Raw genomic sequence first — 23,853 nt, forward strand, 5'->3', positions numbered from 1 at the left:
TCTGGCGTCCGGGCATTCAACCCAGAATCCCGCGCTTCGGCATGTTCTTTCTGATAGGTCTACCAGTCGCCGCGCGCCCGGATCTGCGAAGACGAGACATCCAGCATCGGCACATTCACCAAGGTCCACGCGGGCGCTTGTGACACGCGCAGTTTCGCCGCCTGCCGCCCGGTGATCTGTGCCGCCCGAAACCGGCGCGCCGCCTTGGACATCCGCGCAGCCCCGCGGTCCCCCGGTCGCGCCAGAACACCAACGGGGATGTTTGACATGATCCACTCCCACCGCTCCCATCGGTGGAAATCGGCCAGATTGTCGGCGCCCATCAGCCAGACAAACTGCACCCCCGGGTAACGCGCGATCAACGCTTCCAGCGTTTCCGCTGTATAACGCGTGTCGGTATGCGCCTCGACATCGGTCACCCTCACCCGTGGGTGCTGCATCATCTCGCGAGCGTGTTTCATGCGCTGATCCAAAGGCGCAGGCCCCTGCGTTTTCAACGGGTTACCCGGCGTGACCAGCCACCACACCTGATCCAGCCCGAACCGTTTCAGTGCCTCGCGCGTAATGTGAACATGGCCTTCGTGAGCCGGATCAAAAGAACCACCCAAAAGGCCAATCACCTGCCCTGCCGGCGCGTATGGAAATTCGTGACGCATCGCCCACCTGTGAAAACCGCAACTTCCCTAGCGTGTGGCAATTGCCCTCGTCCAGCGAAATCGCTATTTGCATGGGAACCGCGCAAATCAACCTGCGTGTACGGAACAACGGGCAAGAGCCCACGCAACGGAGCATTCACATGGCCGCTTATCAATATGTTTACCACATGGACGGCGTTTCCAAGACCTATCCGGGTGGCAAGAAATGCTTTGAAAACATCCGCCTCAGCTTCCTACCCGGCGTGAAAATCGGCGTCGTCGGCGTAAACGGCACCGGTAAATCGACGCTGATGCGCATCATGGCGGGCATTGACAAGGAATTTCAGGGCGAGGCTTGGGCCGCCGAGGGTGCCAAAGTCGGCTATCTGCCGCAAGAGCCCGAGCTGGACCCGTCGCTGGACGTGCGCGGCAATGTCATGCAGGGCGTCGCAGAAAAGAAAGCCATTCTTGAGCGCTATAACGAACTCGCCATGAACTACTCGGACGAAACCGCCGAGGAAATGGCCAAGCTGCAGGACGAGATCGACGCCCAGAACCTTTGGGATCTGGACGCGCAGATCGACGTGTCGATGGAGGCGTTGCGCTGCCCCCCCGATGACGCGGACGTCACGACCCTCTCGGGCGGCGAGAAACGCCGCGTCGCGCTGTGCAAGCTGCTGTTGGAAGCGCCCGACATGTTGCTGCTCGACGAACCGACCAACCACTTGGACGCCGAGACCATCGCGTGGCTGCAACAGCACCTGATCGACTATAAAGGCACCATCCTGATCGTGACCCACGACCGTTACTTCCTGGATGACATCACCGGCTGGATCCTTGAACTCGACCGTGGCTCGGGCATTCCCTACGAAGGCAACTACTCGGCGTGGTTGGAGCAGAAAGCCAAACGGCTTGAGCAAGAAGCCCGCGAAGACAAATCCAAGCAGAAAACGCTGGAGCGCGAGCTGGAATGGATGCGTCAGGGTCAGAAAGCCCGTCAGGCCAAATCCAAGGCCCGTATCGCCGCCTATAACGAGATGGCGAACCAGTCCGAGCGTGACAAAGTTGGCCGCGCTCAGATCGTCATCCCCAACGGCCCCCGTCTGGGCGGCAAGGTGATCGAGGTCGAAGGCCTTAAGAAAGCCATGGGTGACAAGCTTCTGATCGAGAACCTCGACTTCTCGCTGCCCCCCGGCGGCATCGTCGGCGTGATCGGTCCCAACGGCGCCGGTAAATCAACGCTCTTTAAAATGCTGACCGGTCAGGAACAGCCAGACGAAGGCACCGTGGAGCTTGGCGACACCGTGAAACTGTCCTATGTCGACCAGTCGCGCGATGACCTGAATGATGGCGACACCGTCTGGGAAGCGATTTCCGGCGGCGCCGAGATCATCGAACTGGGCGACGCGCAGGTGAACTCCCGCGCCTATTGTTCCAGCTTCAACTTCAAAGGCGGCGATCAGCAGAAGAAGCTGAGCCTGCTGTCAGGCGGTGAGCGCAACCGCGTGCACATGGCGCGTCTGCTCAAAGAGGGCGGCAACGTGCTCCTCCTCGACGAACCGACCAACGACTTGGACGTGGAAACCCTGCGCGCGCTGGAAGACGCGCTGGTAGACTTCGCCGGCTGCGCCGTCGTCATCTCGCACGACCGCTTCTTCCTTGACCGTATCTGTACCCACATCCTGGCCTTCGAAGGCGACGCCCATGTGGAGTGGTTCGAAGGCAACTTCGAGGATTACGAAGAGGACAAGAAGCGCAGGCTGGGACCGGACGCACTGGAGCCCAAGCGCTTGAAGCATAAGAAGTTTACGAGGTAAAAGAGCGGCCCCTTCGGGGGCCGTTTTGTTTGATGGGATTGCAACCGAGCTTTTCAACGAATGAGTATATCGACCGAAAAAATTCAGAAGCGTCTTACCGACCACCTTTTCAAGGACAAGATCCTAGACAATAGCTTTCGAGGGTTCTGGTGCGAAGCAATGGTTGCAGAAGCGTTGGGACAAGAATGCTCTATTGTCGGAGATGGCTGGTTCCCTTGGGACCTTCAAATAGGCCCGCTGACTGCGAGTTTTCCAGAAAGAATTCGAATTCAAGTGAAGAATACAGCTAGCCTTCAGCCATGGAACCTTCATGATGGAATTCAGTCCAAAGGTGCCTTTAACCTGACTTACCGAAATCTATCAAAGTATCTGAAGTTCGAGGAGCGTGGGATTCCATGCGAGTCACGTGGGTTTCTTTGTGATGCATTCATCCTTTGCGAGCACCCAGAGAGCGATTCAAGACGAGCTGATCAGAAAGACCCAAACCAGTGGCGATTCTATGTTCTTCCGGTTCGTGGACGAAATAGCGGCGTAACAGAAAAAGAAAAACAGTACCTAGAAGGAAGGCTTGCGGCTGGCAGCACAAGCGCGAGCACTCAACGGCATCCAAGAACGCTAGCAAGGGGAATACGTGGGCGCCCTCAAATCCATTCGATTGGTTTCGCTGAGCTAACACTTCGCAATCTGAAACAGCTGCTAGATTTGAGCTAACATTGGATGACTTTAGGTGTTGAACACCGCCCGTCCCTAGCGCCAAACCTGCATTTATGGCATACTCCTCTTATTTAAGGAGAGTATTATGCTCCGGCCATTCATACTGATCTCGCTTCTTCTTACCGTCCTCGGCTGCGCCTCATTTCCCTATGACAAGGCCCCGAAAGGGATACTAAGCGGTGGTGTTCTGGTCTATTGGGTTGGTGGGAACGACACAGGTTTTGGGGATGGTCGGTTCATTTACATCCCCTCGCCCGGACGCGAGTTGACGTTCACCTACACCTCAACCTTTGACCAAACCAAGCGCGTGCTTCGACCCGAGCCGATTTACACTGATGGTGGCTCAATCCCGCGCCCGCTTCAAATTTTCAAAGGCTTTGCACCTTGGGCCTATGCCCCGGCCTATGTCATTCATGACTGGGCCTTTGTCGCCAAACGCTGCATGACGGACAACCAAGTAACCGAGGCGCGAAAGCCTGTGGGGGATATGACATTCGAACAAAGCGCCGAGTTGTTGGCCGCAGTTTTGCAGACAATGGTTGATCAGAAGATCGTCAAAGAAGATGCGCTGACCGAACGCCTTTTGACACAAGGCGTTTCAACCGGATTTTCCCGTCCGCTTTGGGAGGCAAAAGGCCAGTGTGACGGTGACAAGCTTTCGGATGATGATCAACAAATCGTTAATGATCTAACACGACTGCGCAGTTCTCGCAGCTTTGGGCGGACGATGCTTGTTCGTGGAAACACCGTCCGCTTTCTAGGAGAGTTCGTGTACTAATCGCTACCCCTTCTCCACCGCCACTGGCTGCCCGTTCTCATCCAGCGCCACAAACACAAAGACGCCCTCGGTGACTTTGTGGCGGCCTCCGTGGCGGCCTCGGCGGACCCAGGCTTCCAGCTCGATGGACATGGATGTGGTGCCGACCCGTCCGACTTTGCCATAGACGCACAGCACGTCGCCCACTTTCACCGGGGCGATGAATTTCATGGCGTCCACGGCCACGGTGGCAACGCGTTCTTCGGCGTACTCGCCCGCCATCAGACCGCCTGCGATGTCCATTTGCGACAGAACCCAACCGCCGAAGATATCTCCGGCCACGTTGGTGTCCTTGGGCATGGCAAGCGTGCGCAGGACGATCTCGCCTTCGGGTTCGGTTTGTGTGTCGGGCATGGGGGCTCCTGTATTCGTGTGACCTTGCGGTAAGGTTACAGCCCGCCCCCCAGGACACAAGCCCCGTTTACATCGACCAGATCAGGCCGCGCGGGCCACGTCCGAAAGCTCGTTCAGCAGATCCAGAAGCGTTTCCATTTTCTCGGTCCCGAAACGGCCCTCAAGATCCTCATAAATCCCAGCGGCTTTCCGCGACATGGCAGTGTATTTTTTGCAGCCCGTCGTCGAAATCTGCACGCGGCGGCGGCGCGCGTCGCTGTCTTCGACGCGTTCGATCAGCCCGCGTTCGGTCAGGGTTTTCAGGATGCGCGACAGGCTGGGGGGCATCAAAACGCAGCGGTCGGCCAGTTCCGTGGCGCAGCAAGCCTTGCCTTCGGCCAGCACGCGAATGACGCGCCATTGCTGGACGGTCAGACCGATATCATCAAGTTCCTGCCGGAAGGGTTTCAGGGTTGCCTCACGGGCGTGGAGGAGAGCCAGAGGCAGTGCGCGATCGAGTTTCTTCATCATTATCAGTCCTTTCGCGGATGGCCGCGTGGATCGTGCTCCAGCTTTTGCTGCTGAAGCGGGTTGTGATTTCCTGAACCTCAAGGCTTAGAATGAAAGGCGTATCGCCCATCTGCGGGCGCAGCGCGTCCTCAACCGCGCTGTAAAGGGTGTCGGCGATGGCCTCGCGCGTGGCCTCGTCCCGTCCCTGCCCAAGCCTTAGGATCATATCAAGGAAGTGATACCCGCCTGCCCCGTCGCCAATGGCATCAACATCCGCTTCGAACCCACGCACGCGGATGCCGCCGATGGGGCATTGCCCCGTGGCGACCAATGCAGCGCGCATGGTTTCAGCCAGTGCTGGCAAGTTTGCCCGCTGACCCAGACCGTTGCTGTATTCGAAAGACAGGTGTGGCATGTTCACTCCTTAACACCGGTAGTAAATACCTGTCGCTCGGAAATTGCAATTCATTGCAGGTGCAACAAGTTGTCTCAGGCCGATACAATGCCTGCGGCGAGCCAGGCATCGAACTCGGCCAGCACCCGGTCCGAGAACACGTCGTCGTTGATATGGCTATCCAGCTCGATCAGCGTCACGTTGTCGGGGCAATGGGCGCGGATCTCGTCGATGAAGGCGGACAGCCCGTTGGCATCGTGTAATAGCCGTTCGGGTCGTCATCCCCCTTGTCACGGGCATGGGCCTCGCAGGCTTCAACAATCTGCATCAGATCCGCGCCATCCTCGGCCCCGATCCGGCGCGCCGCCAACCCAGCGGCTTGCCCCTCCAGCTGAGCGTTTACTTCCAAAATGGCCAGAAACTCTTCGAAGCTAGGTTTGAACAGCACCGCCCCTTTACGCGGCGGACGCGTTACCAGCCCCATTGCTTCCAGCCGCAACAGCGCCTCGCGCAGCGGTGTGCGCGAAACTTCGTATTGCGCAATCAGCGCGTTTTCGTCGATCGATTCACCGGGCGATAGTTCGCCCTTATCGATAGACGCAAGAATTGCATTCAGAACGGTTACGGTTTGACCAGCCATACGCGCAGTTAAGCAATTCCTGCCGCAATTTCCAGCATTCGCTGAAGAACCGTGGTAGAATTCAGAAAAGGTAAGCCACCCTTCCCAGAAACACGCGCCAATCGCGGCCCATTCTGGACATATTCTAATCAACGGCTGGCCCTATTTTCGTTTCTAAATTCCGAGAAGATATTTGATCAATGAATCACTGTTCCCACGGCCCGCTTCGCACGGGGAACCTTCAAACCCGGAGGACGTCATGGACGGTCAAATCAAAGAAAACGACATCAGCCACGTGGTCGAGGCCGACAAGGCCCATGTCTGGCACCACCTGACCCAGCACAAACCTTTTGAATCCAGCGATCCGCGCATCATCGTCGAAGGCAAAGGCATGCGCGTCTGGGATCAGAACGGCAAAGAATACATCGACGCCGTATCAGGTGGAGTCTGGACCGTGAATGTCGGCTATGGCCGTGAAACCATCGCCGATGCCGTACGCGATCAGCTGGTCAAGATGAACTATTTCGCAGCCGCCGCCGGTTCAATTCCGGGTGCGCTGTTTTCCGAGAAACTGATCGAGAAGATGCCGGGAATGAGCCGCGTCTATATCGTGAACTCGGGATCTGAAGCGAATGAAAAAGCCTTCAAGATGATCCGCCAGATTGCACATAAGAAATATGGCGGCAAGAAGACCAAGATCCTGTATCGCGACCGCGATTATCACGGCTCGACCCTGGCCACCATGTCAGCGGGCGGTCAGGATGAACGCAACGCGCAATACGGCCCCTTCGCACCTGACTTCGTCCGTGTGCCGCATTGTATGGAATATCGCAAGCATGAGCTGGGGCTGGAGCATCTGTCGGGCGCCGAGTTCGGCCGCGCCGCTGCCGATGCCATTGAAGAAGTCATCCTGCGCGAAGGCGCCGACACTGTCGGTGCGCTGTGCCTTGAGCCGATCACCGCGGGTGGTGGCGTCATCGAAGCCCCCGAAGGGTACTGGCCGCGCGTGCAAGAGATTTGCGAGAAATACGACATCCTTCTGCACATTGACGAGGTCGTCTGCGGACTAGGCCGTACCGGCACGTGGTTCGGCTATCAGCACTATGGCATCAAGCCCGATTTTGTGACGATGGCCAAAGGTGTGGCCTCGGGCTATGCGGCGATTGCCTGCTGCGTGACCACCGAACGCGTGTTTGACATGTTTAAGGAAGACCCCTCGGACCCGATGAGCTATTTCCGCGACATCTCGACCTTTGGGGGCTGCACCGCTGGTCCGATTGCTGCTTTGGAAAACCTGCGCATCATCGAAGACGAAAACCTGCTGGAGAACACCACCAAGATGGGCGAGCGGATGCTGGCCAATCTGAAGGCGCTGGCTGACAAGCATGCCGTCATCGGTGACGTGCGCGGTAAGGGTCTGTTCCTTGGAGTCGAGCTGGTCAAAGACCGCGAAACCAAAGAGCCCGTGGCCGAGGCCGATGTAGGTGCGGTCGTTGCAGATTGTGGGGCGCAGGGCGTGATCATTGGGGCGACCAACCGATCGGTCCCCGGAAAGAACAACACGCTGTGCTTCAGCCCGGCCCTTATCGCGACCGAGCAGGACATTGATCGGATCTGCGAAGCCGTCGACAACGCGCTGACCAAGGTCTTTGGTTGATCCCACCCAACCGTGTTGACTAAATACTAAAGGCGGCTCTGGCATATGAGCCGCCTTTTTTCTTGCGCTTCAAATATTGCCAAAGGACTTACATCATGTGGCCCGCCCCCATCACGCTGACCGGTACTCACGTCATTCTTGCACCTCTCAGCGTTGATCATGCGCCCGCGTTGAAAGACGCTGCCGCAGACGGCGAGTTGCACCGCCTGTGGTACACAACAGTTCCCAAACCCGAGGACATGGAAGATGAAATCGCCCGCCGGCTGTCCTTGCAGAACGCTGGGTCGATGTTGCCCTTTTGCGTAATGACACCGGATGGCACCCCCGTCGGCATGACCACTTTCATGAATATCGATGCCGACAACAAACGGGTCGAGATCGGATCGACCTGGTATCGAACCTCGGTTCAGCGCAGCCCGTTGAACACCGAAGCGAAGCGGCTTCTTTTGTCGTACGCCTTCGACGATCTGAACTGCATCGCGGTCGAGTTTCGCACCCATTTCATGAACCACCAAAGCCGTGCCGCCATCGAACGATTGGGGGCGAAACTGGATGGGGTTCTGCGCAGCCACATGGATCAGGGCAACGGTGTTTTGCGCGACACAGCGGTTTATTCGATCATCGCATCGGAATGGCCTGCGGTGCGGGCCAACCTGACATGGCGGCTTGAAAAGCCAAGGAAATAAGGGCGCTCACCAACCCGTGATCCTGCGGGGCTGGACAATTAACCATTTTGTTCTATATTTGTTCCCATTGATTGAGAACAAAGGAACACGCTATGGCCCAGCCCCAAAGCCTGCCCCCGACGCCAAAACAGACTGATTATGCACGCGCGATTGCATTCAAGCTTGGCGCGGCAATTCCTGCGGATGTTGCACAGGACCGCGTAGCCCTGTCAGGCTGGATTGGCGAACATCAGGCGAGGCTGAAAGCCCGCGCGTCGCAGCCGCGTGATACTAGGGCGACCTCGAAACAGGTGGCCTATGCGGAACGTATTGCACGGGCCAAGCGCCGGTCTGTTCCGGATGAGTGTTTTCGCGATGCGGGGCTGATGTCCGCGTGGATTTCGTCAAATCGCTAAGATTTCGGGTATATCCAGATTGCACTCCAACTAGGTCCAATATATGCTGCGCCTCATGGCAGCACCCGTAGAGACCTTTTTCTTGGACCCCGACGCGCAAGGTACGCTTCAGGCCCAGATCCAACAAATGATCGCCGAGGCGATCCTGTCGGGTCGCCTGCCCCGCGGAGAAAAGCTGCCTTCGACCCGGAAATTGTCGGCCCATCTTGGGGTTAGCCGTATCACCGTCACGCTGGCCTATACCGAACTTCAGGCAAACGACTACCTGTCCTCCAAGGGGCGGTCGGGCTTCTATGTGTCGGATAACGCACCGGAACCACCCAGTTTTCAGCCCCGTGCGCGCGGCGAAGACAAGGTCGACTGGCATCGCGCCATTGGCAACCATTTCACCGGCGGCAGCACGCCAACGAAGCCGCAAAACTGGCGGCAACATAAGTACCCGTTCATCTATGGGCAGGCCGATCCCAAGTTGTTTGACCACAACGCGTGGCGGCTGTGTGCCCTGCGCGCGCTTGGTCACAAGGATCATGCGGTGATGATGGGCGATTACTATGATCAGGACGACCCGCAACTGATCGAATTCATCGCCCGCCACATCCTACCCCGGCGTGGCATTCTGGCCCGGCCCGAAGAAATCCTGATCACCCTTGGTGCGCAAAACGCTTTGTGGATGGCGGCGCAGATCCTGCTGACACAGCGGCGCACGGCGGCCATCGAAGACCCGTGTTACTATTCCCTGCGCGACGTGCTGACCCAAAGCCGCTGCCATTTGGTGAATATTCCGGTAGACCGCGACGGTCTTCCGCCCGAGATGCTGCCTGATGGCACCGACGTCATCTTTACCACGCCCAGCCACCACAGCCCGACCACCGCCACCATGCCAATCGAGCGACGCAAGGCGCTTCTGGCGCGCGCCAAGGAATTGGACGCAGTGATCGTCGAAGATGACTATGATTTCGAAATGTCGTTCCTGAAGCCCCCCTCGCCCGCGCTGAAGTCTTTAGACCGTGAAGGGCGGGTCGTCTACGTGGGCAGCTTTTCAAAATCGCTGTTTCCCGGGCTGCGGCTGGGATACATGGTCGGGTCCGAGCCCTTCATCCGAGAGGCGCGCGCGCTGCGCTCGGCCGTGCTGCGCCACCCACCAGGATTAATCCAGCGCACCGTCGCCTATTTCCTGTCGCTTGGGCACTATGACGCGCTGATCCGGCGTATGGGAAGCGCGTATCAAGAGCGGCGCGAGGTGATGAATCAGGCGATTGAGACCTCAGGCCTGACCATCGCCGGGCGTGGAGTTTTTGGGGGGTCGGCCTTTTGGATGCGCGCACCGAAAAGCGTGGATATGGGCCAGTTGGCTGGATCGCTCAAAGACAAAGGCGTTTTGATCGAACCCGGAACGCCCTTCTTCCGCGGCCCCAACCAACCCACAAATTTCTATCGGATCGCCTACAGCTCGATCCCAGCGGCACGTATCCCCGAGGGGATTTCTCTGATCGCCGACGAAATTGCCAACAAAGTAGCGCCTGGCGCCAGATAGCCGATGTATCTGGCCCTATAGGCAAACAGGTCTGCTGCTAAAAAAGCCACAGGAAAACAGACTGCAGGGCGAAGGTAACTCCTCTGCCCCATATCATCATTTCAATGGAGAACGCCAAGATGAAAATGACCACCGAAGAAGCCTTCGTAAAAGTGCTTCAGATGCATGGGATCGAACATGCCTTTGGTATTATCGGATCCGCAATGATGCCGATTTCGGACATTTTCCCCGATGCTGGCATCACTTTCTGGGACTGTGCCCACGAAGGCTCGGGCGGCATGATGGCCGACGGCTATACCCGCGCGACCGGCAAGATGTCGATGATGATTGCGCAAAATGGCCCCGGCATCACCAACTTCGTGACCGCCGTAAAAACCGCATACTGGAACCACACGCCACTGCTCTTGGTCACCCCGCAAGCCGCAAACAAGACCATCGGTCAGGGTGGCTTTCAGGAAATGGAACAAATGCGCATGTTCGCCGACTGCGTGGCCTATCAGGAAGAGGTCCGCGACCCGACCCGCGTGGCCGAGGTTCTGAACCGCGTGATCATGAACGCCAAGCGCGCTTCGGCGCCTGCTCAGCTGAACATCCCACGTGACATGTGGACCCAAGTCATCGACATCGAGCTTCCCGCGATTGTCGAGTTCGAGCGCCCCGCAGGCGGCGCTGATGCGGTTGCCGAAGCGGCCAAGCTGATTTCGGACGCCAAGAACCCGGTCATCCTGAACGGCGCAGGCGTCGTTCTGTCGAAGGGTGGCATCGAAGCCTCGAAAGCTTTGGCTGAACGTTTGGATGCGCCTGTCTGTGTTGGCTATCAGCACAACGACGCCTTCCCCGGCTCGCACCCACTGTTTGCTGGCCCCTTGGGCTATAACGGCTCGAAAGCGGGCATGGAATTGATCAAGGAAGCCGACGTCGTTCTGTGCCTTGGCACCCGCTTGAACCCGTTCTCGACCCTGCCCGGTTATGGCATGGAATACTGGCCCGCTGACGCCGAGATCATTCAGGTCGATATCAACCCGGACCGCATTGGCCTGACCAAAAAGGTCTCGGTTGGCATCATCGGTGACGCCGCGAAAGTCGCGGAAGGCATTCTGGCACAGCTTTCCGACACAGCCGGTGACGCGGGCCGCGAGGAACGCAAAGCCAATATAGCGCAGAAGAAATCGGCGTGGGCCCAGCAGCTGACCGAAATGACCCACGAAGATGACGATCCGGGCACCACCTGGAACGAACGTGCCCGCGCGGACAAGCCCGACTGGATGAGCCCCCGCATGGCGTGGCGCGCGATCCAGCAGGCGCTGCCGAAAGAGGCGATCATCTCGTCCGATATCGGCAACAACTGCGCGATCGGCAACGCCTATCCGTCGTTCGAAGAAGGTCGCAAGTATCTGGCCCCCGGCCTGTTCGGTCCCTGTGGCTATGGCCTTCCAGCGGTTGCTGGCGCAAAGATCGGCTGCCCGGACGTACCAGTCGTCGGCTTCTCGGGCGATGGCGCCTTCGGCATCGCGGTGACCGAACTGACCGCCATTGGTCGCGAGGAATGGCCCGCCATCACTCAGGTCGTCTTCCGCAACTATCAGTGGGGCGCAGAAAAGCGCAACTCGACCCTGTGGTTTGACGACAATTTCGTCGGGACCGAGCTGGACCAGCAAGTGTCCTATGCTGGCATCGCCAATGCCTGTGGCCTGAAAGGCGTGGTCGCCCGCACCATGGACGAGCTGACCGACGCGCTGAACCAAGCGATCATCGATCAGAAGAACGGCATCACCACCCTGATCGAAGCCATGATCAACCAGGAACTGGGCGAGCCCTTCCGCCGCGACGCGATGAAGAAGCCAGTTCGCGTGGCAGGCATCAGCAAAGACGACATGCGCCCGCAGCAGGTATGATCACTCTTTCTGGGCGCGGGATTCCTCGCGCCCGGAGCTTTTCGCCGGCCCTGACCGGCACTCTGCCCCTGAAACAGCCCCCGAGGTACCGATGAAACCGCTTGAGACCCTTTTGAAGAACGCCGCTCGCACCAATCTGCGGATTATCCTGTCCGAAGGCAGCGATCCACGGGCTGTGACGGCGGGGTATCAGGCCGTATCGCAAGGGATTGCACGCATTGGGCTGGTTGGCGACAGTGCTGCCATCCAAAACGAGTTCGCGGTACAAGGGATTGAAATCCTTGATGGGATCGAGATCCACGACCCCGCAACATCGCCCTTGCGCGACGAAATGGCCGAGCTTTTCCACAGCCTGCGCAAGCACAAGGGTGTGACGCCCGAAGACGCTCAGGCAGCGGTCGATCTGCCGCATATTTTTGCGGCCCTTTTGGTGAAATCCGGCCATGCGGACGGCACTGTTGGCGGTGCTGTTGCGACCACAGCGGATATCGTTCGTGCGGCTATTCAGATCATCGGGACCAAACCCGACACAAAGTTGATTTCCTCGTTCTTCCTGATGTTGTTCTGTAAAGAACACCACAACCGCAAAGGCGCGATGATCTTTGCTGATAGCGGGCTGGTGGTGGACCCGACCGCTGACGAAATGGCGCAGATCGCAATAAGCTCGGCCAATTCACTTGAACGACTGATCGGCGAAACGCCCCGCGTGGCGATGCTGTCCTTCTCGACCCGTGGCAGCGCGAAACATGACGCTGTGTCTAAAGTCGTCACCGCCACCAACACCGCCCGCGAACGCGCGCCCGACCTGCTGATCGACGGCGAGCTTCAGTTTGACGCGGCTTTCGTCCCGGATGTGGCCGCAAGAAAAGCCGAAGACAGCCCGCTACAGGGCAACGCCAACGTTTTTGTTTTTCCCAATCTAGATAGCGGCAACATCGCCTATAAAATCGCACAACGTATGGCCGGTGCCGAAGCCATTGGCCCGGTGCTTCAAGGCCTGGCCAAACCAGCCAACGACCTGTCGCGCGGGTGTTCCTCGGAAGATATTCTGCACATGATCGCCGTCACCGCAGCTCAGGCCAGCGACAGCGAATAAGGGCTAGCGACGGTCGGTACTTGCGATTGACAGGACGGTGGCCGCGACGATCTCGTCGACCGTTGCGCCTCGGCTAAGGTCGCAAACCGGTTTTCTGAACCCTTGCAGGATAGGGCCATAGGCCTTGGCGCCAGCCAGTTGCACCATCAATTTATAGGCAATGTTCCCCGCATCCAGATCGGGGAACACCAGCACATTTGCGCGACGTCTGACAGCCGCCTGTTTCTTCTGTGCTGTGTGAATATCCAGCGCCGCGTCCGCCTGAACCGGACCGGGAAATCCGGTGATTTCAGCAGCTTCATGCACCCGATCGACCGATGCCCCTGCCCCGGAATGCCCGGTCGAGAAGGACAGAAAAGCGACATCGGCTTCGCCCCACAGGGATTTGGCCGTCTTGGCGCTGGCCGTGGCGATATCCGCCAATTCCTGCGCGCTTGGGGACACGTTCACCGCGCAGTCAGCAAAGATGAACTCTTGTCCGTCTGGAAGAACCATCAGAAAAAAGCTCGACGGCGTTTTGATACCATCATCCAGACCGATCACCATCGACGCAGCCTCGATCACGCGGCGGGTGGGGGCTATGGCCCCCGCGACCAGCAGGTCGGCCTCGCCTGTTGCGACCATGGCGGCGGCACGCATCAGGGGGCGCTCCAGAAGGCGTTTTGCAAGAGCGCTGCGCAAGTCACGGTTCGCGGTCAGCGCATCCACGTGATGCTCGGCCAGTTCGACAAGGGGAACCGGCTGCGCCAGCCCTTCGGCCTGTAAGCGTTCAGCCGCCTCGACAATATGGGGATCGTCCGTTTCAGGCAGCACTACGCGCGGTTTGCGCGAGGCGGCGATCTTGAAGGCGCGATCCAGCGTGGCCGTCATCGGCTGTCCTATCAAACAGATTGGTTGCGGATCGTCCTATAACCGGTTGTCAGCACAAAAATCAACGCCGCTGCCACGATGATGGATGGCCCAGCGGGCGTATCCAACCGAAGCGAGGCCCACAAGCCCGCCCCGCTGGCGGCCCAACTGACTAAGACAGACCCGATCACCATTTGGATGGGCGACGACGACACGCGCCGCGCGGCGGTGGCTGGAATAATCAGCATCGCAGACACCAAAAGCGCGCCGACAACTTTCAGCGACACTGCCACGACCAGCGCGATGGCCACTGTGATGACAAGGCTTTCGCGATTGGGGTGCACGCCCGAGGCCGCTGCCAGATCTGGGCTGAGCGTGGTCAAAAGCAGTTTGGACCAGCGCCAAGCGATGACGCCGGCAATCAAACCGGCACCGCCCCAAATCAGCAGAAGGTCCGACCGTGTGACGGTCAGAATGTCCCCGAACAGATAGGCGGATAGATCAACCCGGACGTTGGGCACAAAAGATATCGCGACCAGACCCGTTGCCAGCGCACCAAAGGACAAAACGCCCAGCCCGCTGTCAGGTGATTGCCCCTGCGCCATCATCCAACTGATCGCTCCCGCCATCGCAAGGGCGACAACCAATGTGCCAAGACTGATTGGGACCGAGAAGATCAGCGCAAACGCGACGCCCAGAATGGCCGCGTGCGCCGTGGCGTCACCGAAATAAGCCAGCCTGCGCCACACAACGAACGCGCCCAAGGGGCCTGTCGCGATGGACAGGCCGATCGCTGCCAGTGCCGCACGGACAAGGAAATCATCCAGCATGTTCGACCTCGTCCTGCGATATTTTGTGGGTGTGATCATGGTTGTGATCATGCCCGCAACCATCATCGTGTTCGTGGTCATGCGCGTGCTGATACAGTGCCAGCGCACCTTGTGTTCCGTGTCCAAACAGCGCGCGATATTCCGGCGCGTTTTGCACCACATGGGGTTTGCCCTGACAGCAGATATGCCCATTCAGGCAGATCACCCGATCCGAGGCGCTCATCACCACATGAAGATCGTGCGAGACCATTAGGACGGCGACACCCGTGTCACGGCGTACATCCTCGATCAGACGATAAAAGCCCGCCTCGCCCATCTGGTCCAACCCTTGTGTCGGCTCGTCCAGGATCAGGATGTCGGGATGTTCCAGCAAAGCCCGCGCCAGAAGGACGCGTTGTAATTGCCCGCCGGACAAATCCTGTACCTGACGGTTTTCAAGCCCCAGCACACCGACACGATCCAGCATCGTCGCGATCTGGTCCGCGCTGTGTGGCTTGGGCAGGTTCAGAAAACTGCGCACCGGAAGCGGCAGCGTGGGATCCAGTGCCAGTTTCTGCGGCACATAACCGACCACCAGCCCCCGTTTCCGCGTGACCTTCCCTTTGGACGGCGTCAGCCCCAAAAGCGCACGCAGAAGCGACGTTTTGCCGGACCCGTTGGGGCCGACAATGGTCACAATCTCGCCGGGCGCTACGGACATATCAACATGGTCAAGCACGGTGTTTGCGCCGTGGCGAACGGTCAAGCCCTTGGCCTCGATCAAGGTCATGCGGGGGCCTCGTCCTGACACGAGGGACAAAGGCCCAGCGCCTCGACATTGGCGCGTTCGACGGCGAAACCAAGGTTTGCACCAGCCTGATCAATCAAGGCACGCAGCGATTGCGCGGGGATCTCGGCCACCGATTTGCAGACCCGGCATATGAAGAAAGCCGGCGCGTGATCGCAGCCTTGCGTTGTACAGGCAGTAAAGGCATTCAAGCGCCGAATACGGTGGGCAAGCCCTTGATCTACAAGGAACTCTAAGGCGCGATAGGCAACGGGGGGCTGGCTTCCAAACCCGTCTTCGGCCAGACGTTCCAATACGTCATAGGCCCCCATGGCGCGATGCTCTTCCAACAGAATTTCCAGCGCGCGACGGCGCACAGGTGTGAATCGCGCACCGGCCTCGCGGCAGATATCCTCGGCCCGGGTCAGCGCGTCGCTGGCGCAGGTTGAATGGTCATGACTGTGGAACGCACTGGCTGGATCCGGCATAGGTTGACACCAATTTTGTGTAATATTATCACTTCCGTCAAATGCTATAACATCACAAAAACCGGAGCAAGCCCCGATGACATTAACCCGCACCACGATGGCGCTGTGCCTCAGCCCTACTTTGCTGATGGCCGAAGCGCCCAAAGTTGTGACCGATTTCGCCCCGATCCACTCGCTTGCCGCGCAGGTGATGGAGGGCGTTGGTGAACCTGATTTGCTGCTGCCCCAAGGGGCCGACCCGCACGGCTTCCAAATGCGCCCGTCGCAGATGCGGTCCTTGTCGGATGCTGATCTGTTGATCTGGATTGGTCCGGCCATGACCCCGTGGCTTGAGCGCGCCGTCGAAGGTGCATCGTTGGATCACAGCATGGCGCTGTTGTCCGCAACAGGTACGGTGCTGCGCGAAGGCGGGCATCATGATCACGACCATGGCGATGCTCACGCAGACCATGACGATCATGACCACGACGATCATGAAGGCGAAAAGCATGACGATCACGCTGGCCATGATCATGACGAAGAAAAACACGATGGTCATGACCACGAGAAACATGACGAGCATGAAGAACACGCCGACCATGACCATGACCACGACCACGACCACGACCACGACCACGAAAAACATGATCACGACGATCACGACCATGAAAAGCATGATGAACATGGCCATGATGAACATGCAGAACATGTCGAAGGCGTAGACGAGCACGCGTGGCTATCGCCCAAAAACGCGCAGGTCTGGTTGGAAGCCATCGCCGAAGAGCTGGCCGAGCTGGATCCCGAAAACGCCGAGCGCTATCACGAAAACGCCCATGAAGCGCAAGAGAAGATCGCTGCTCTGGACGCCCGCATTCAAGCGCGGCTTGAGCCGGTTCACGAAAAGGGTTTTGTGCTGTTCCACGACGCCTTTGGCTATTTCTCGGATCACTATGACCTGAACAGTCTTGGTGCGATCCGCGAAGGGGACTCGGCTCCGCCCTCAGCGGCTCAGCTGGCCGAGATTTCCGAGCGGGTCAAAGGCGGTGAAGTGTCCTGCATCTTCTCGGAACCGGCGCAGGGTGAATCCCAGGTGCTGGAACTGGCGACAAGCGCGGGAGCCGGTACCGGGGTGTTGGATCCAGCCGCATCAGCGATTGAAATCGGACCGATGCTTTATGAGAATCTGCTTTGGAGCACGGCGGACACCATCGCCACCTGCTTGGAAGGCAAGTAAACAAAAACGGGCGCCAACGCGGCGCCCGTTTTCTTTTTATCTGTGTAGCGATCAGAAGAACGCCTGCAACCCGGTCTGCGCCCGCCCCAAGATCAGAGCGTGGACATCATGCGTGCCCTCATAGGTATTTACCGTTTCCAGGTTCACCATGTGGCGGATCACATTAAACTCCAAAGAAATTCCGTTTCCGCCATGCATATCACGAGCATGGCGCGCGATTTCCAGCGCCTTCCCGCAATTGTTGCGCTTGATGATCGAGACCATCTCGGGTGCGGCTTTGGCTTCGTCCATCAGGCGACCGACGCGTAGCGCGGCCTGAAGGCCTAGCGAAATCTCGGTCTGCATATTCGCGAGCTTCAGTTGGAACAGCTGCGTTTGTGCCAGTGGTTTGCCGAACTGTTTGCGGTCCAACCCGTATTGGCGCGCAGCTAGCCAGCAGCTTTCAGCAGCCCCCATCGCGCCCCACGCGATGCCATAGCGTGCACGGTTCAGGCAGCCGAACGGTCCTTTCAGGCCCTCAACATTCGGCAGCAGCGCGTCTTCCGACACTTCCACACCGTCCATGACGATCTCGCCGGTGATGGATGCACGTAGGCTCAGCTTGTTTTCGATCTTGGGCGCGGACAGACCTTTCATGCCCTTCTCAAGCACGAAACCTTTGATCTTTCCGCCATGCGCGTCCGACTTGGCCCAGACCACGAACACGTCCGCGATCGGCGCGTTCGAGATCCACATTTTCGAGCCATTCAGCACATATCCCCCATCGACCTTCTTGGCCGTGGTTTTCATGCTGCCGGGATCCGAGCCCGCATCGGGTTCGGTCAGGCCGAAACAGCCGATCCACTCGCCAGTCGCCAGCTTTGGCAGGTATTTCTTGCGCTGCTCGTCCGAGCCATAGGCATAGATCGGGTACATCACCAAGGACGATTGGACCGACATCATCGAGCGATAGCCGCTGTCGATGCCTTCGACTTCGCGCGCGACCAGACCATAGGTCACATAGCCTGCGCCGATGCCGCCGTATTCCTCGGGGATGGTGGTGCCCAGCAGGCCCATCTCGCCCATTTCGGCGAAAATCTCAGGATCCGTGGTCTCGGTCGCATATGCCTCGGTCACGCGGGGGGCCAGTTTCTCAGCGCAATAGGCCTTGGCCGCGTCGCGCACCATACGTTCGTCTTCGTTCAGCTGGTCTTCCAACAGGAACGGGTCTTCCCAGTTAAAGCTGGACAGACCGGGGCGGGATTGAGGGGCAAGATCGGCCATATCTCAGGCTCCTTTCGCGTTGATGGCGGCTTCGATGGAAGCTTCCAGAATATCAAGGGCTTCGTCCAGCTGATCAGCCGGAACAGTCAGTGGCGGCAACAGACGTACGGCGTTGCCACGGGTGCCGCAAGGCAAGATGATCAAACCACGCGCTTCGGCCTCGGCCACGATGGCCATGGTCAGGGCGGCATCGGGTGCGTTGGTGTCGCGATCCGTGACCAGTTCAAAGGCCACCATCGCGCCCAGACCGCGCACGTCGCCGATGGCTTCCATGCCCTGACGGGATGCGATGTCGGTCAGGCGGGCGTTAATTTTCTCGCCAATCTCGGTGGCGCGATCACAAAGGTTTTCTTCTGCGATCACATCCAGAACGGCGTGCGAAGCAGCTACGGCCAGCGGGTTCCCGGCGTAAGTGCCACCGATGCCACCTGTGGGGGCGGCATCGACGATCTCGGCCCGGCCTGTGACGGCGGACAGAGGGAAGCCCCCCGCCAGACCCTTTGCCATGGTCACCAAATCGGCGGCGACGCCTGCGTGATCGAAAGCAAACATCTTGCCGGTCCGTGCGATGCCTGCCTGAACCTCGTCGGCAATCAGAACGATACCGTATTCATCGCAGATAGCGCGGATCGCTTTAAGGAATTCAGGCGGCGCGATGTTAAAGCCCCCCTCGCCCTGTACGGGTTCGATGATCATCGCGGCGACACGCTCGGGATCGATCGAGCTTTTCAACATGTTGTCCAGAACGGCCAGCGATTGTTCCACCGAAACACCGTGGAAGGCGTTCGGGAACGGGGCGTGCAGCACCTCCGGCGGCATGGCCCCAAAGGCTTTCTTATAGGGGTTCACCTTACCGCATAGCGCCATGCCCATCAGAGTGCGGCCGTGGAACGCGCCCGAGAACGCAATCACGCCCGAACGGCCTGTGTAAGCCCGCGCCATCTTTACAGCATTCTCGACGGCCTCCGCGCCGGTCGTGACCAGCATGGTTTTCTTGTCGAAATCGCCCGGCGTGGCGGAGTTCAGACGCTCTGCCAGTGACACGTATCCTTCAAAAGGGGCGACGTGGAAACAGGTGTGGGTGAAGGCTTCAGCCTGCTGGGCTACGGCGGCCATCACCTTCGGATGACGATGGCCCGTATTATTCACCGCAATTCCAGCGGCGAAGTCGATGAAGCGTTTGCCATCGACATCCCACAGTTCGGCGTTTTCGGCGCGCGCAGCATAGATGCCACGGGTGGCGACACCGTTTGCCACCGCATCTGCGCGGCGGGTCATAAGAGCTTCTGTATTCGACATGCGAACCCCCAAGACAGATTTGATTCCGCTTCATATTGCGCAAAATACTGAGCAATGCTATCAAAATTTTGCGCAAGATATAGAAAAGCCGAGACTCGCCACGGGACCAGATGACCGAGGCAAAGGGGATCAAAAATGCATGATGAGTTTGACGTAGGCACCCGTCTGAAAGAGCTAAGACAGCAATTCGGCTTGTCTCAAAGGCAGCTGGCCGAAGCAGCTGGGGTCCCGCATGGTCAGATCTCGATGATCGAACGCAACCACTCGTCACCTTCCGTCGCCAGCTTGCGCAAGATATTGGGCGGCCTAAACATGTCCATGTCCGAGTTTTTTGAGCCCGAAGCCCCCGCCACGCAGCAGGTTTTCTTCACGCCTAGCGAGCTTCGTGACCTGACTTCTGCGCTGTATCAAGACAATGAAGCCGCACGGAAGATGATCACCATTAAGCAGGTGGGCGATGCGAAAGCGCATGGGCTTCAGGTGCTGCAAGAGCTTTATGAGCCCGGCGCAGACACGGGCGAAACCATGATCGAGCACGAAGCCAACGAGGGCGGGATCGTGATCGAGGGCGAGCTGGAAATCACCGTGGGCGCGGAAACCCGCGTGTTGAAAGCCGGCGATTCCTATCTGTTCAACTCGCGCGAGCCACATCGGTTTCGCAATATCTCGGACCGGCCGGCGCGCGTCATCTCGGCCTGCACGCCACCATATCTATAGGAGCACCCATGCACCCGCTTGAAGGACTGAAAGTCGTTGAACTCGCGCGCATCTTGGCCGGGCCGTGGATCGGTCAATCGCTGGCCGATCTGGGCGCAGATGTGATGAAGGTCGAGGCCGAGACTGGGGATGACACCCGCACCTGGGGGCCACCCTTTATCGAGCGCGACGGCGACAAGACCGCCGCCTATTATTACTGCGCCAACCGGGGCAAGGACGTAATTACCGCCGATTTCCGCACGCCCGAGGGGCAGGAAAAGGTGCGCGATCTGGTCAAGGACGCCGACATTCTGATCGAGAACTTCAAGGTTGGCGGGCTTGCCAAGTACGGGCTGGACTATGACAGCCTGTCCAAACTGAACCCGCGCCTGATCTATTGCTCGGTTACAGGGTTCGGACAAGATGGGCCGTGGGCCAAGCGGGCGGGCTATGACTTTCTGTTGCAAGGTCTGTCGGGGCTGATGTCTGTGACGGGTGATCCAGCAGGGCAGCCTCAGAAGGTGGGCGTCGCGATCACTGACATTGTTACCGGGCTTTACGGAACCATTGGCATTCTGGCCGCCGTGGAACAGCGTCACCGCACCGGGCGCGGGCAGCATGTGGATATGAGCCTTCTGGATTGTGCCACGGCGCTGATGGCCAATCAGGCGATGAACTTTCTGGCGACAGGGAACAGCCCAACGCGGCTGGGCAACGAACACCCGAATATCGCGCCGTATCAGGTGTGCCCGGTGAAGGACGGACATATCATTCTGGCGGTTGGCAATGACGGGCAGTTTCAGCGGTTTTGCAAGGTCATTGGACGCGAGGATCTGGCGACGGATACCCGGTTCGGCACCAATTCCGACCGCGTGGCCCATCGCGATGCGCTGACCCCAGCGATCGAGGACAGCTTGTCAGGGTGGACCATGGGCGAACTTCTGGCAGCCTTGGAAGATGCTACTGTCCCCGCTGGCCCCATCAACACGATGGAACAGACCTTCCAGAACCCGCAGATCCTGCATCGCGGGATGCAGATCACGCCTGAAGGCGTGCCGGGTGTGCGTGGGCCATGGGTGTTCTCGGACGCAGAGTTAAAGCTGGAGCAAACAGCACCAACCCTACCCAAGCGCAAAGCATGAAAAAAGGGGCAGACGCGACGCGCCTGCCCCTTCCCTGTTGAACTTATCAGTTCTTATTCGAAAACCGCGGCTTCGTTGTCCAAGCTGTCGGACCCTTCAACTTCGATCTCGCCTGCGCCAACGGCGGCAACTGCGCGTTCGATGTTGCGTGTCTGATCAACCAGACGGTCAATGGCGTTCTGCACCAGAGCACCACCGGCATGGCCTGCGCCCAGCATCTGGTCATAGGAGGTACCGGCTTCGGCTGCGGTGCGGATGTCACCCAGCGCGATCATGGTCGAGTTCATGTCGCCCAGCAGGTTGTCGGCCAGCGCTTCGTCAGAGGCTTTCACCAGATCATACAGCGACGCACCTTCAACAACCGACCCGTCCACGCGCACGTAACGTCCGGTATAGACGTTGCGGATGCCCAGACCGTCGAAATAGTGCGAGTTGTGGGTGTTGTCCGAGAAGCAGTCATGCTCTTCCTCGGGATCGTTCAGCAACAGGCCCAGCTTCATACGCTCGCCCGCTTGTTCGCCATAAGACAGCGAGCCGATGCCAGTGAAAGCCATTTTCACGCCTTGGGCTGCGTCGGTGGTAACGTCGGTGCGGCCTTGGCCACCTTCCGACCAGTTGGCAACCGCGTCTTCCAGATCCGAGATCAGCAGATCGGTAGCAGCAACCAGATACTGAACGCGGCGATCACAGTTGCCACCGGTGCAGTTCGCGGTGTCAAAATCCGACGCCGGGCGGGTGCCTGCGCCGTGATCGGTGCCCGACAGGTCTTGGCCCCACAGCAGGAATTCGATGGCGTGGTAACCGGTGGCGACGTTCGCTTCGATGCCTTCAACCTCGTGCAGGCTTTCCAGCAGTTCAGGCGTGATGGTGGCGGCGTCGATCATCGACCCACCTACGCTGAGCTTGGCGTTGGCAATCACGTTCGCGGTCGAGAACGGGTTTTCGTCATTCGCGCCGTAATCCGCGGCGATATAGTCGATCAGGCCCTCGTCCAGCGGCCATGCGTTCACTTTGCCTTCCCAGTCATCGACGGTCGGGTTGCCAAAGCGGAACGCCTCGGTTTGTTGATAGGGAACGCGGGCGGCTAGCCACGCGTCCTTGGCAGCGTTCAGCGTGGCGTCAGAAGGTGCTGCGACCAGCGCGTCAACGGCGGCTTTCAGCGCCTTGGCAGTGGTCAAGCTGTCTTCGTAACCGGCCAGTGCAATATTGGCATAGTTGGTGACAACTTCTTCAGGGGTGGCGGCAAATGCGGTAGATGTGGCCAAGCTGGCAACACAGGTGGCCAAAAGAGTTTTGCGGATCATGAGAACCTCGTAAATTTTCAGTCCCCGCTGGGTTAGCAGAGCATTTTTGTCAGGTAAAGAATATTCTTTATGTTTTTAGTCGGATTTACACCTCTGTTACGACCAATAGAAAACCCGGCCAAGTTGGCCGGGTTGTGTTTCGCGAATGCAATTCGGAAGGCTGATCGGATTGCGGTGCAGGCGACAGGTTAGTCGTTGCTGATAAGTTCAAGAAGCAAGGATTGAGCGCCATCCGAGATCAATTCAACGATACGTTTGCTGGCCCGATCTTCCGCGCCAAACCCCAGAACCCGAACACTTTCGGCGCGCGGCTCCAGTGCTTCTCCCAAGGTCCGCAGATCCCGCCCAACTTCAGGCGTTGCCTTCACCAAGATCAAATGCGTATTGTCTGGCCACGTGATCTTTGGCCGTTGCAGATTGCTGTTATCTGGCCCTTGCTCGCGCAAACTGCCACCAGACAGAACAACAACGAATTGCCCGATTGCGCGCGTTTCCAACTTGCGGCTGGTCGTGTGCAGCGCATGTAATATTGGTTCTTTCGGAGGAGATGCTTCCGGGTCATAGCTTTCGATAAGCGCCTTGATCTCATTTGCGTCGATATCACGCTGGCGATCAACGCGGGTGTCCAGCCCATTACCAAAGGCAACAAGAGAAAGCTCTACGCGTTTCCAGACATCACCAAGTTCTTCCTCGATGTCGCGTACCAAGCGCTGCGCCTTGCGAGCAGTCATGGATTGTGCATCCCCGCTAACATCCGCGACAATCGTCAGACTCACCCCGGTTTCCAGCTGTGCCCCTGCCTGAGCCTGTGCCGGTTGCGCAAAGCCAGTCACCACCGCCAGTGCGACAGCAGCGGTGCAATTCATAGCCGTGTACATAAGTTTTTTCATCGGCTTCATCC

26 protein-coding genes are annotated in these 23,853 nt (G+C 58.6%); 12 read left to right on the forward strand and 14 right to left on the reverse strand.

Annotation, left to right across the window (positions count from 1 at the left end):
- Positions 1–59: 59 nt before the first annotated feature.
- Complete coding sequence (locus tag ACXAH3_RS05780) at positions 60–656, reverse strand: nicotinate-nucleotide adenylyltransferase (protein ID WP_474861094.1); 597 nt, start codon at positions 654–656, stop codon at positions 60–62.
- Between the two features lie 140 nt (positions 657–796).
- Here ACXAH3_RS05780 and ettA point away from each other — a divergent pair, with 140 nt between their 5' ends.
- The 3 genes from ettA (at position 797) to ACXAH3_RS05795 (ending at position 3,944) form a co-directional block, all read left to right on the forward strand.
- Positions 797–2,452 (forward strand): energy-dependent translational throttle protein EttA, encoded by a 1,656-nt coding sequence (gene ettA / locus ACXAH3_RS05785; RefSeq protein WP_474861095.1) that lies wholly within the window; start codon positions 797–799, stop codon positions 2,450–2,452.
- Between the two features lie 60 nt (positions 2,453–2,512).
- Positions 2,513–3,163: a hypothetical protein gene (locus ACXAH3_RS05790; RefSeq protein ID WP_474861096.1), complete on the forward strand. Its 651-nt coding sequence runs from the start codon at positions 2,513–2,515 to the stop codon at positions 3,161–3,163.
- 88 nt (positions 3,164–3,251) lie between these two features.
- Entirely contained in the window at positions 3,252–3,944 is a 693-nt protein-coding gene (locus tag ACXAH3_RS05795; RefSeq protein ID WP_474861097.1) for a hypothetical protein, read from the forward strand.
- A gap of 3 nt (positions 3,945–3,947) precedes the next feature.
- On the opposite strand, the gene ACXAH3_RS05800 is transcribed toward ACXAH3_RS05795, so the two are convergent.
- From ACXAH3_RS05800 to ACXAH3_RS05820, 5 genes are all read right to left on the reverse strand, one after another.
- Positions 3,948–4,337 carry an acyl-CoA thioesterase gene (locus tag ACXAH3_RS05800; RefSeq protein ID WP_474861098.1) on the reverse strand — a complete coding sequence of 130 codons (390 nt, stop codon included), beginning with the start codon at positions 4,335–4,337 and terminating at the stop codon, positions 3,948–3,950.
- Between the two features lie 81 nt (positions 4,338–4,418).
- Entirely contained in the window at positions 4,419–4,844 is a 426-nt protein-coding gene (locus tag ACXAH3_RS05805) for a MarR family transcriptional regulator (protein WP_474861099.1), read from the reverse strand.
- Positions 4,795–5,241 (reverse strand): hypothetical protein, encoded by a 447-nt coding sequence (locus ACXAH3_RS05810; RefSeq protein ID WP_474861100.1) that lies wholly within the window; start codon positions 5,239–5,241, stop codon positions 4,795–4,797. Before ACXAH3_RS05810 ends, ACXAH3_RS05805 begins: the two co-directional genes overlap by 50 nt.
- Before the next feature lie 74 nt (positions 5,242–5,315).
- A complete protein-coding gene (locus ACXAH3_RS05815) occupies positions 5,316–5,465 on the reverse strand; it encodes a hypothetical protein (RefSeq protein WP_474861162.1) in 150 nt (49 codons plus the stop codon).
- Entirely contained in the window at positions 5,417–5,860 is a 444-nt protein-coding gene (locus ACXAH3_RS05820; RefSeq protein WP_474861101.1) for a GntR family transcriptional regulator, read from the reverse strand. The genes ACXAH3_RS05815 and ACXAH3_RS05820 overlap by 49 nt, the downstream gene beginning before the upstream one ends.
- A 238-nt stretch (positions 5,861–6,098) precedes the next feature.
- On the opposite strand from ACXAH3_RS05820, the gene ACXAH3_RS05825 reads away from it, so the two are divergent.
- From ACXAH3_RS05825 to pta, 6 genes are all read left to right on the forward strand, one after another.
- A complete protein-coding gene (locus ACXAH3_RS05825) occupies positions 6,099–7,496 on the forward strand; it encodes an aminotransferase family protein (RefSeq protein WP_474861102.1) in 1,398 nt (465 codons plus the stop codon).
- A gap of 95 nt (positions 7,497–7,591) precedes the next feature.
- Positions 7,592–8,182, forward strand: a complete 591-nt coding sequence (locus tag ACXAH3_RS05830) for a GNAT family N-acetyltransferase (protein WP_474861103.1) — start codon at positions 7,592–7,594, stop codon at positions 8,180–8,182.
- Between the two features lie 92 nt (positions 8,183–8,274).
- Entirely contained in the window at positions 8,275–8,577 is a 303-nt protein-coding gene (locus tag ACXAH3_RS05835) for a hypothetical protein (protein ID WP_474861104.1), read from the forward strand.
- 55 nt (positions 8,578–8,632) lie between these two features.
- Positions 8,633–10,111: a MocR-like pyridoxine biosynthesis transcription factor PdxR gene (gene pdxR, locus ACXAH3_RS05840; RefSeq protein ID WP_474861105.1), complete on the forward strand. Its 1,479-nt coding sequence runs from the start codon at positions 8,633–8,635 to the stop codon at positions 10,109–10,111.
- Between the two features lie 119 nt (positions 10,112–10,230).
- Complete coding sequence (xsc, locus tag ACXAH3_RS05845; RefSeq protein ID WP_474861106.1) at positions 10,231–12,006, forward strand: sulfoacetaldehyde acetyltransferase; 1,776 nt, start codon at positions 10,231–10,233, stop codon at positions 12,004–12,006.
- 91 nt (positions 12,007–12,097) lie between these two features.
- Positions 12,098–13,102: a phosphate acetyltransferase gene (gene pta, locus ACXAH3_RS05850; RefSeq protein WP_474861107.1), complete on the forward strand. Its 1,005-nt coding sequence runs from the start codon at positions 12,098–12,100 to the stop codon at positions 13,100–13,102.
- 3 nt (positions 13,103–13,105) lie between these two features.
- On the opposite strand, the gene ACXAH3_RS05855 is transcribed toward pta, so the two are convergent.
- Genes ACXAH3_RS05855 through ACXAH3_RS05870 form a run of 4 tightly spaced genes read right to left on the reverse strand, consistent with a single transcriptional unit; the run spans position 13,106 to position 16,035 of the window.
- On the reverse strand, positions 13,106–13,972 hold the full coding sequence (locus tag ACXAH3_RS05855) for a phosphate acyltransferase (RefSeq protein ID WP_474861108.1): 867 nt from the start codon (positions 13,970–13,972) through the stop codon (positions 13,106–13,108).
- Between the two features lie 11 nt (positions 13,973–13,983).
- Positions 13,984–14,781, reverse strand: a complete 798-nt coding sequence (locus ACXAH3_RS05860) for a metal ABC transporter permease (RefSeq protein WP_474861109.1) — start codon at positions 14,779–14,781, stop codon at positions 13,984–13,986.
- Positions 14,771–15,550 carry a metal ABC transporter ATP-binding protein gene (locus ACXAH3_RS05865; protein ID WP_474861110.1) on the reverse strand — a complete coding sequence of 260 codons (780 nt, stop codon included), beginning with the start codon at positions 15,548–15,550 and terminating at the stop codon, positions 14,771–14,773. Before ACXAH3_RS05865 ends, ACXAH3_RS05860 begins: the two co-directional genes overlap by 11 nt.
- Entirely contained in the window at positions 15,547–16,035 is a 489-nt protein-coding gene (locus tag ACXAH3_RS05870; RefSeq protein ID WP_474861111.1) for a Fur family transcriptional regulator, read from the reverse strand. Before ACXAH3_RS05870 ends, ACXAH3_RS05865 begins: the two co-directional genes overlap by 4 nt.
- Positions 16,036–16,111: 76 nt before the next feature.
- On the opposite strand from ACXAH3_RS05870, the gene ACXAH3_RS05875 reads away from it, so the two are divergent.
- The gene (locus ACXAH3_RS05875) at positions 16,112–17,248 is read left to right on the forward strand and encodes a zinc ABC transporter substrate-binding protein (RefSeq protein ID WP_474861112.1); all 1,137 of its coding nucleotides are present in this window, start codon (positions 16,112–16,114) and stop codon (positions 17,246–17,248) included.
- Between the two features lie 51 nt (positions 17,249–17,299).
- On the opposite strand, the gene ACXAH3_RS05880 is transcribed toward ACXAH3_RS05875, so the two are convergent.
- The gene (locus tag ACXAH3_RS05880; protein ID WP_474861113.1) at positions 17,300–18,511 is read right to left on the reverse strand and encodes an acyl-CoA dehydrogenase; all 1,212 of its coding nucleotides are present in this window, start codon (positions 18,509–18,511) and stop codon (positions 17,300–17,302) included.
- 3 nt (positions 18,512–18,514) lie between these two features.
- Positions 18,515–19,810: a 4-aminobutyrate--2-oxoglutarate transaminase gene (gabT, locus tag ACXAH3_RS05885; protein ID WP_474861114.1), complete on the reverse strand. Its 1,296-nt coding sequence runs from the start codon at positions 19,808–19,810 to the stop codon at positions 18,515–18,517.
- 135 nt (positions 19,811–19,945) lie between these two features.
- Between gabT and ACXAH3_RS05890 the strand changes: the two genes are divergently transcribed.
- A complete protein-coding gene (locus ACXAH3_RS05890) occupies positions 19,946–20,527 on the forward strand; it encodes a cupin domain-containing protein (RefSeq protein ID WP_474861115.1) in 582 nt (193 codons plus the stop codon).
- Between the two features lie 8 nt (positions 20,528–20,535).
- Positions 20,536–21,648, forward strand: a complete 1,113-nt coding sequence (locus ACXAH3_RS05895; protein WP_474861116.1) for a CaiB/BaiF CoA transferase family protein — start codon at positions 20,536–20,538, stop codon at positions 21,646–21,648.
- 53 nt (positions 21,649–21,701) lie between these two features.
- On the opposite strand, the gene ACXAH3_RS05900 is transcribed toward ACXAH3_RS05895, so the two are convergent.
- Together ACXAH3_RS05900 and ACXAH3_RS05905 are read right to left on the reverse strand one after the other, a co-directional pair.
- Entirely contained in the window at positions 21,702–22,952 is a 1,251-nt protein-coding gene (locus ACXAH3_RS05900) for an imelysin family protein (RefSeq protein WP_474861117.1), read from the reverse strand.
- Positions 22,953–23,140: 188 nt separating this feature from the next.
- Complete coding sequence (locus ACXAH3_RS05905) at positions 23,141–23,842, reverse strand: hypothetical protein (RefSeq protein WP_474861118.1); 702 nt, start codon at positions 23,840–23,842, stop codon at positions 23,141–23,143.
- Positions 23,843–23,853 lie beyond the last annotated feature (11 nt).

It is taken from the genome of Aliiroseovarius sp. ABM4_368 (assembly GCF_056161205.1).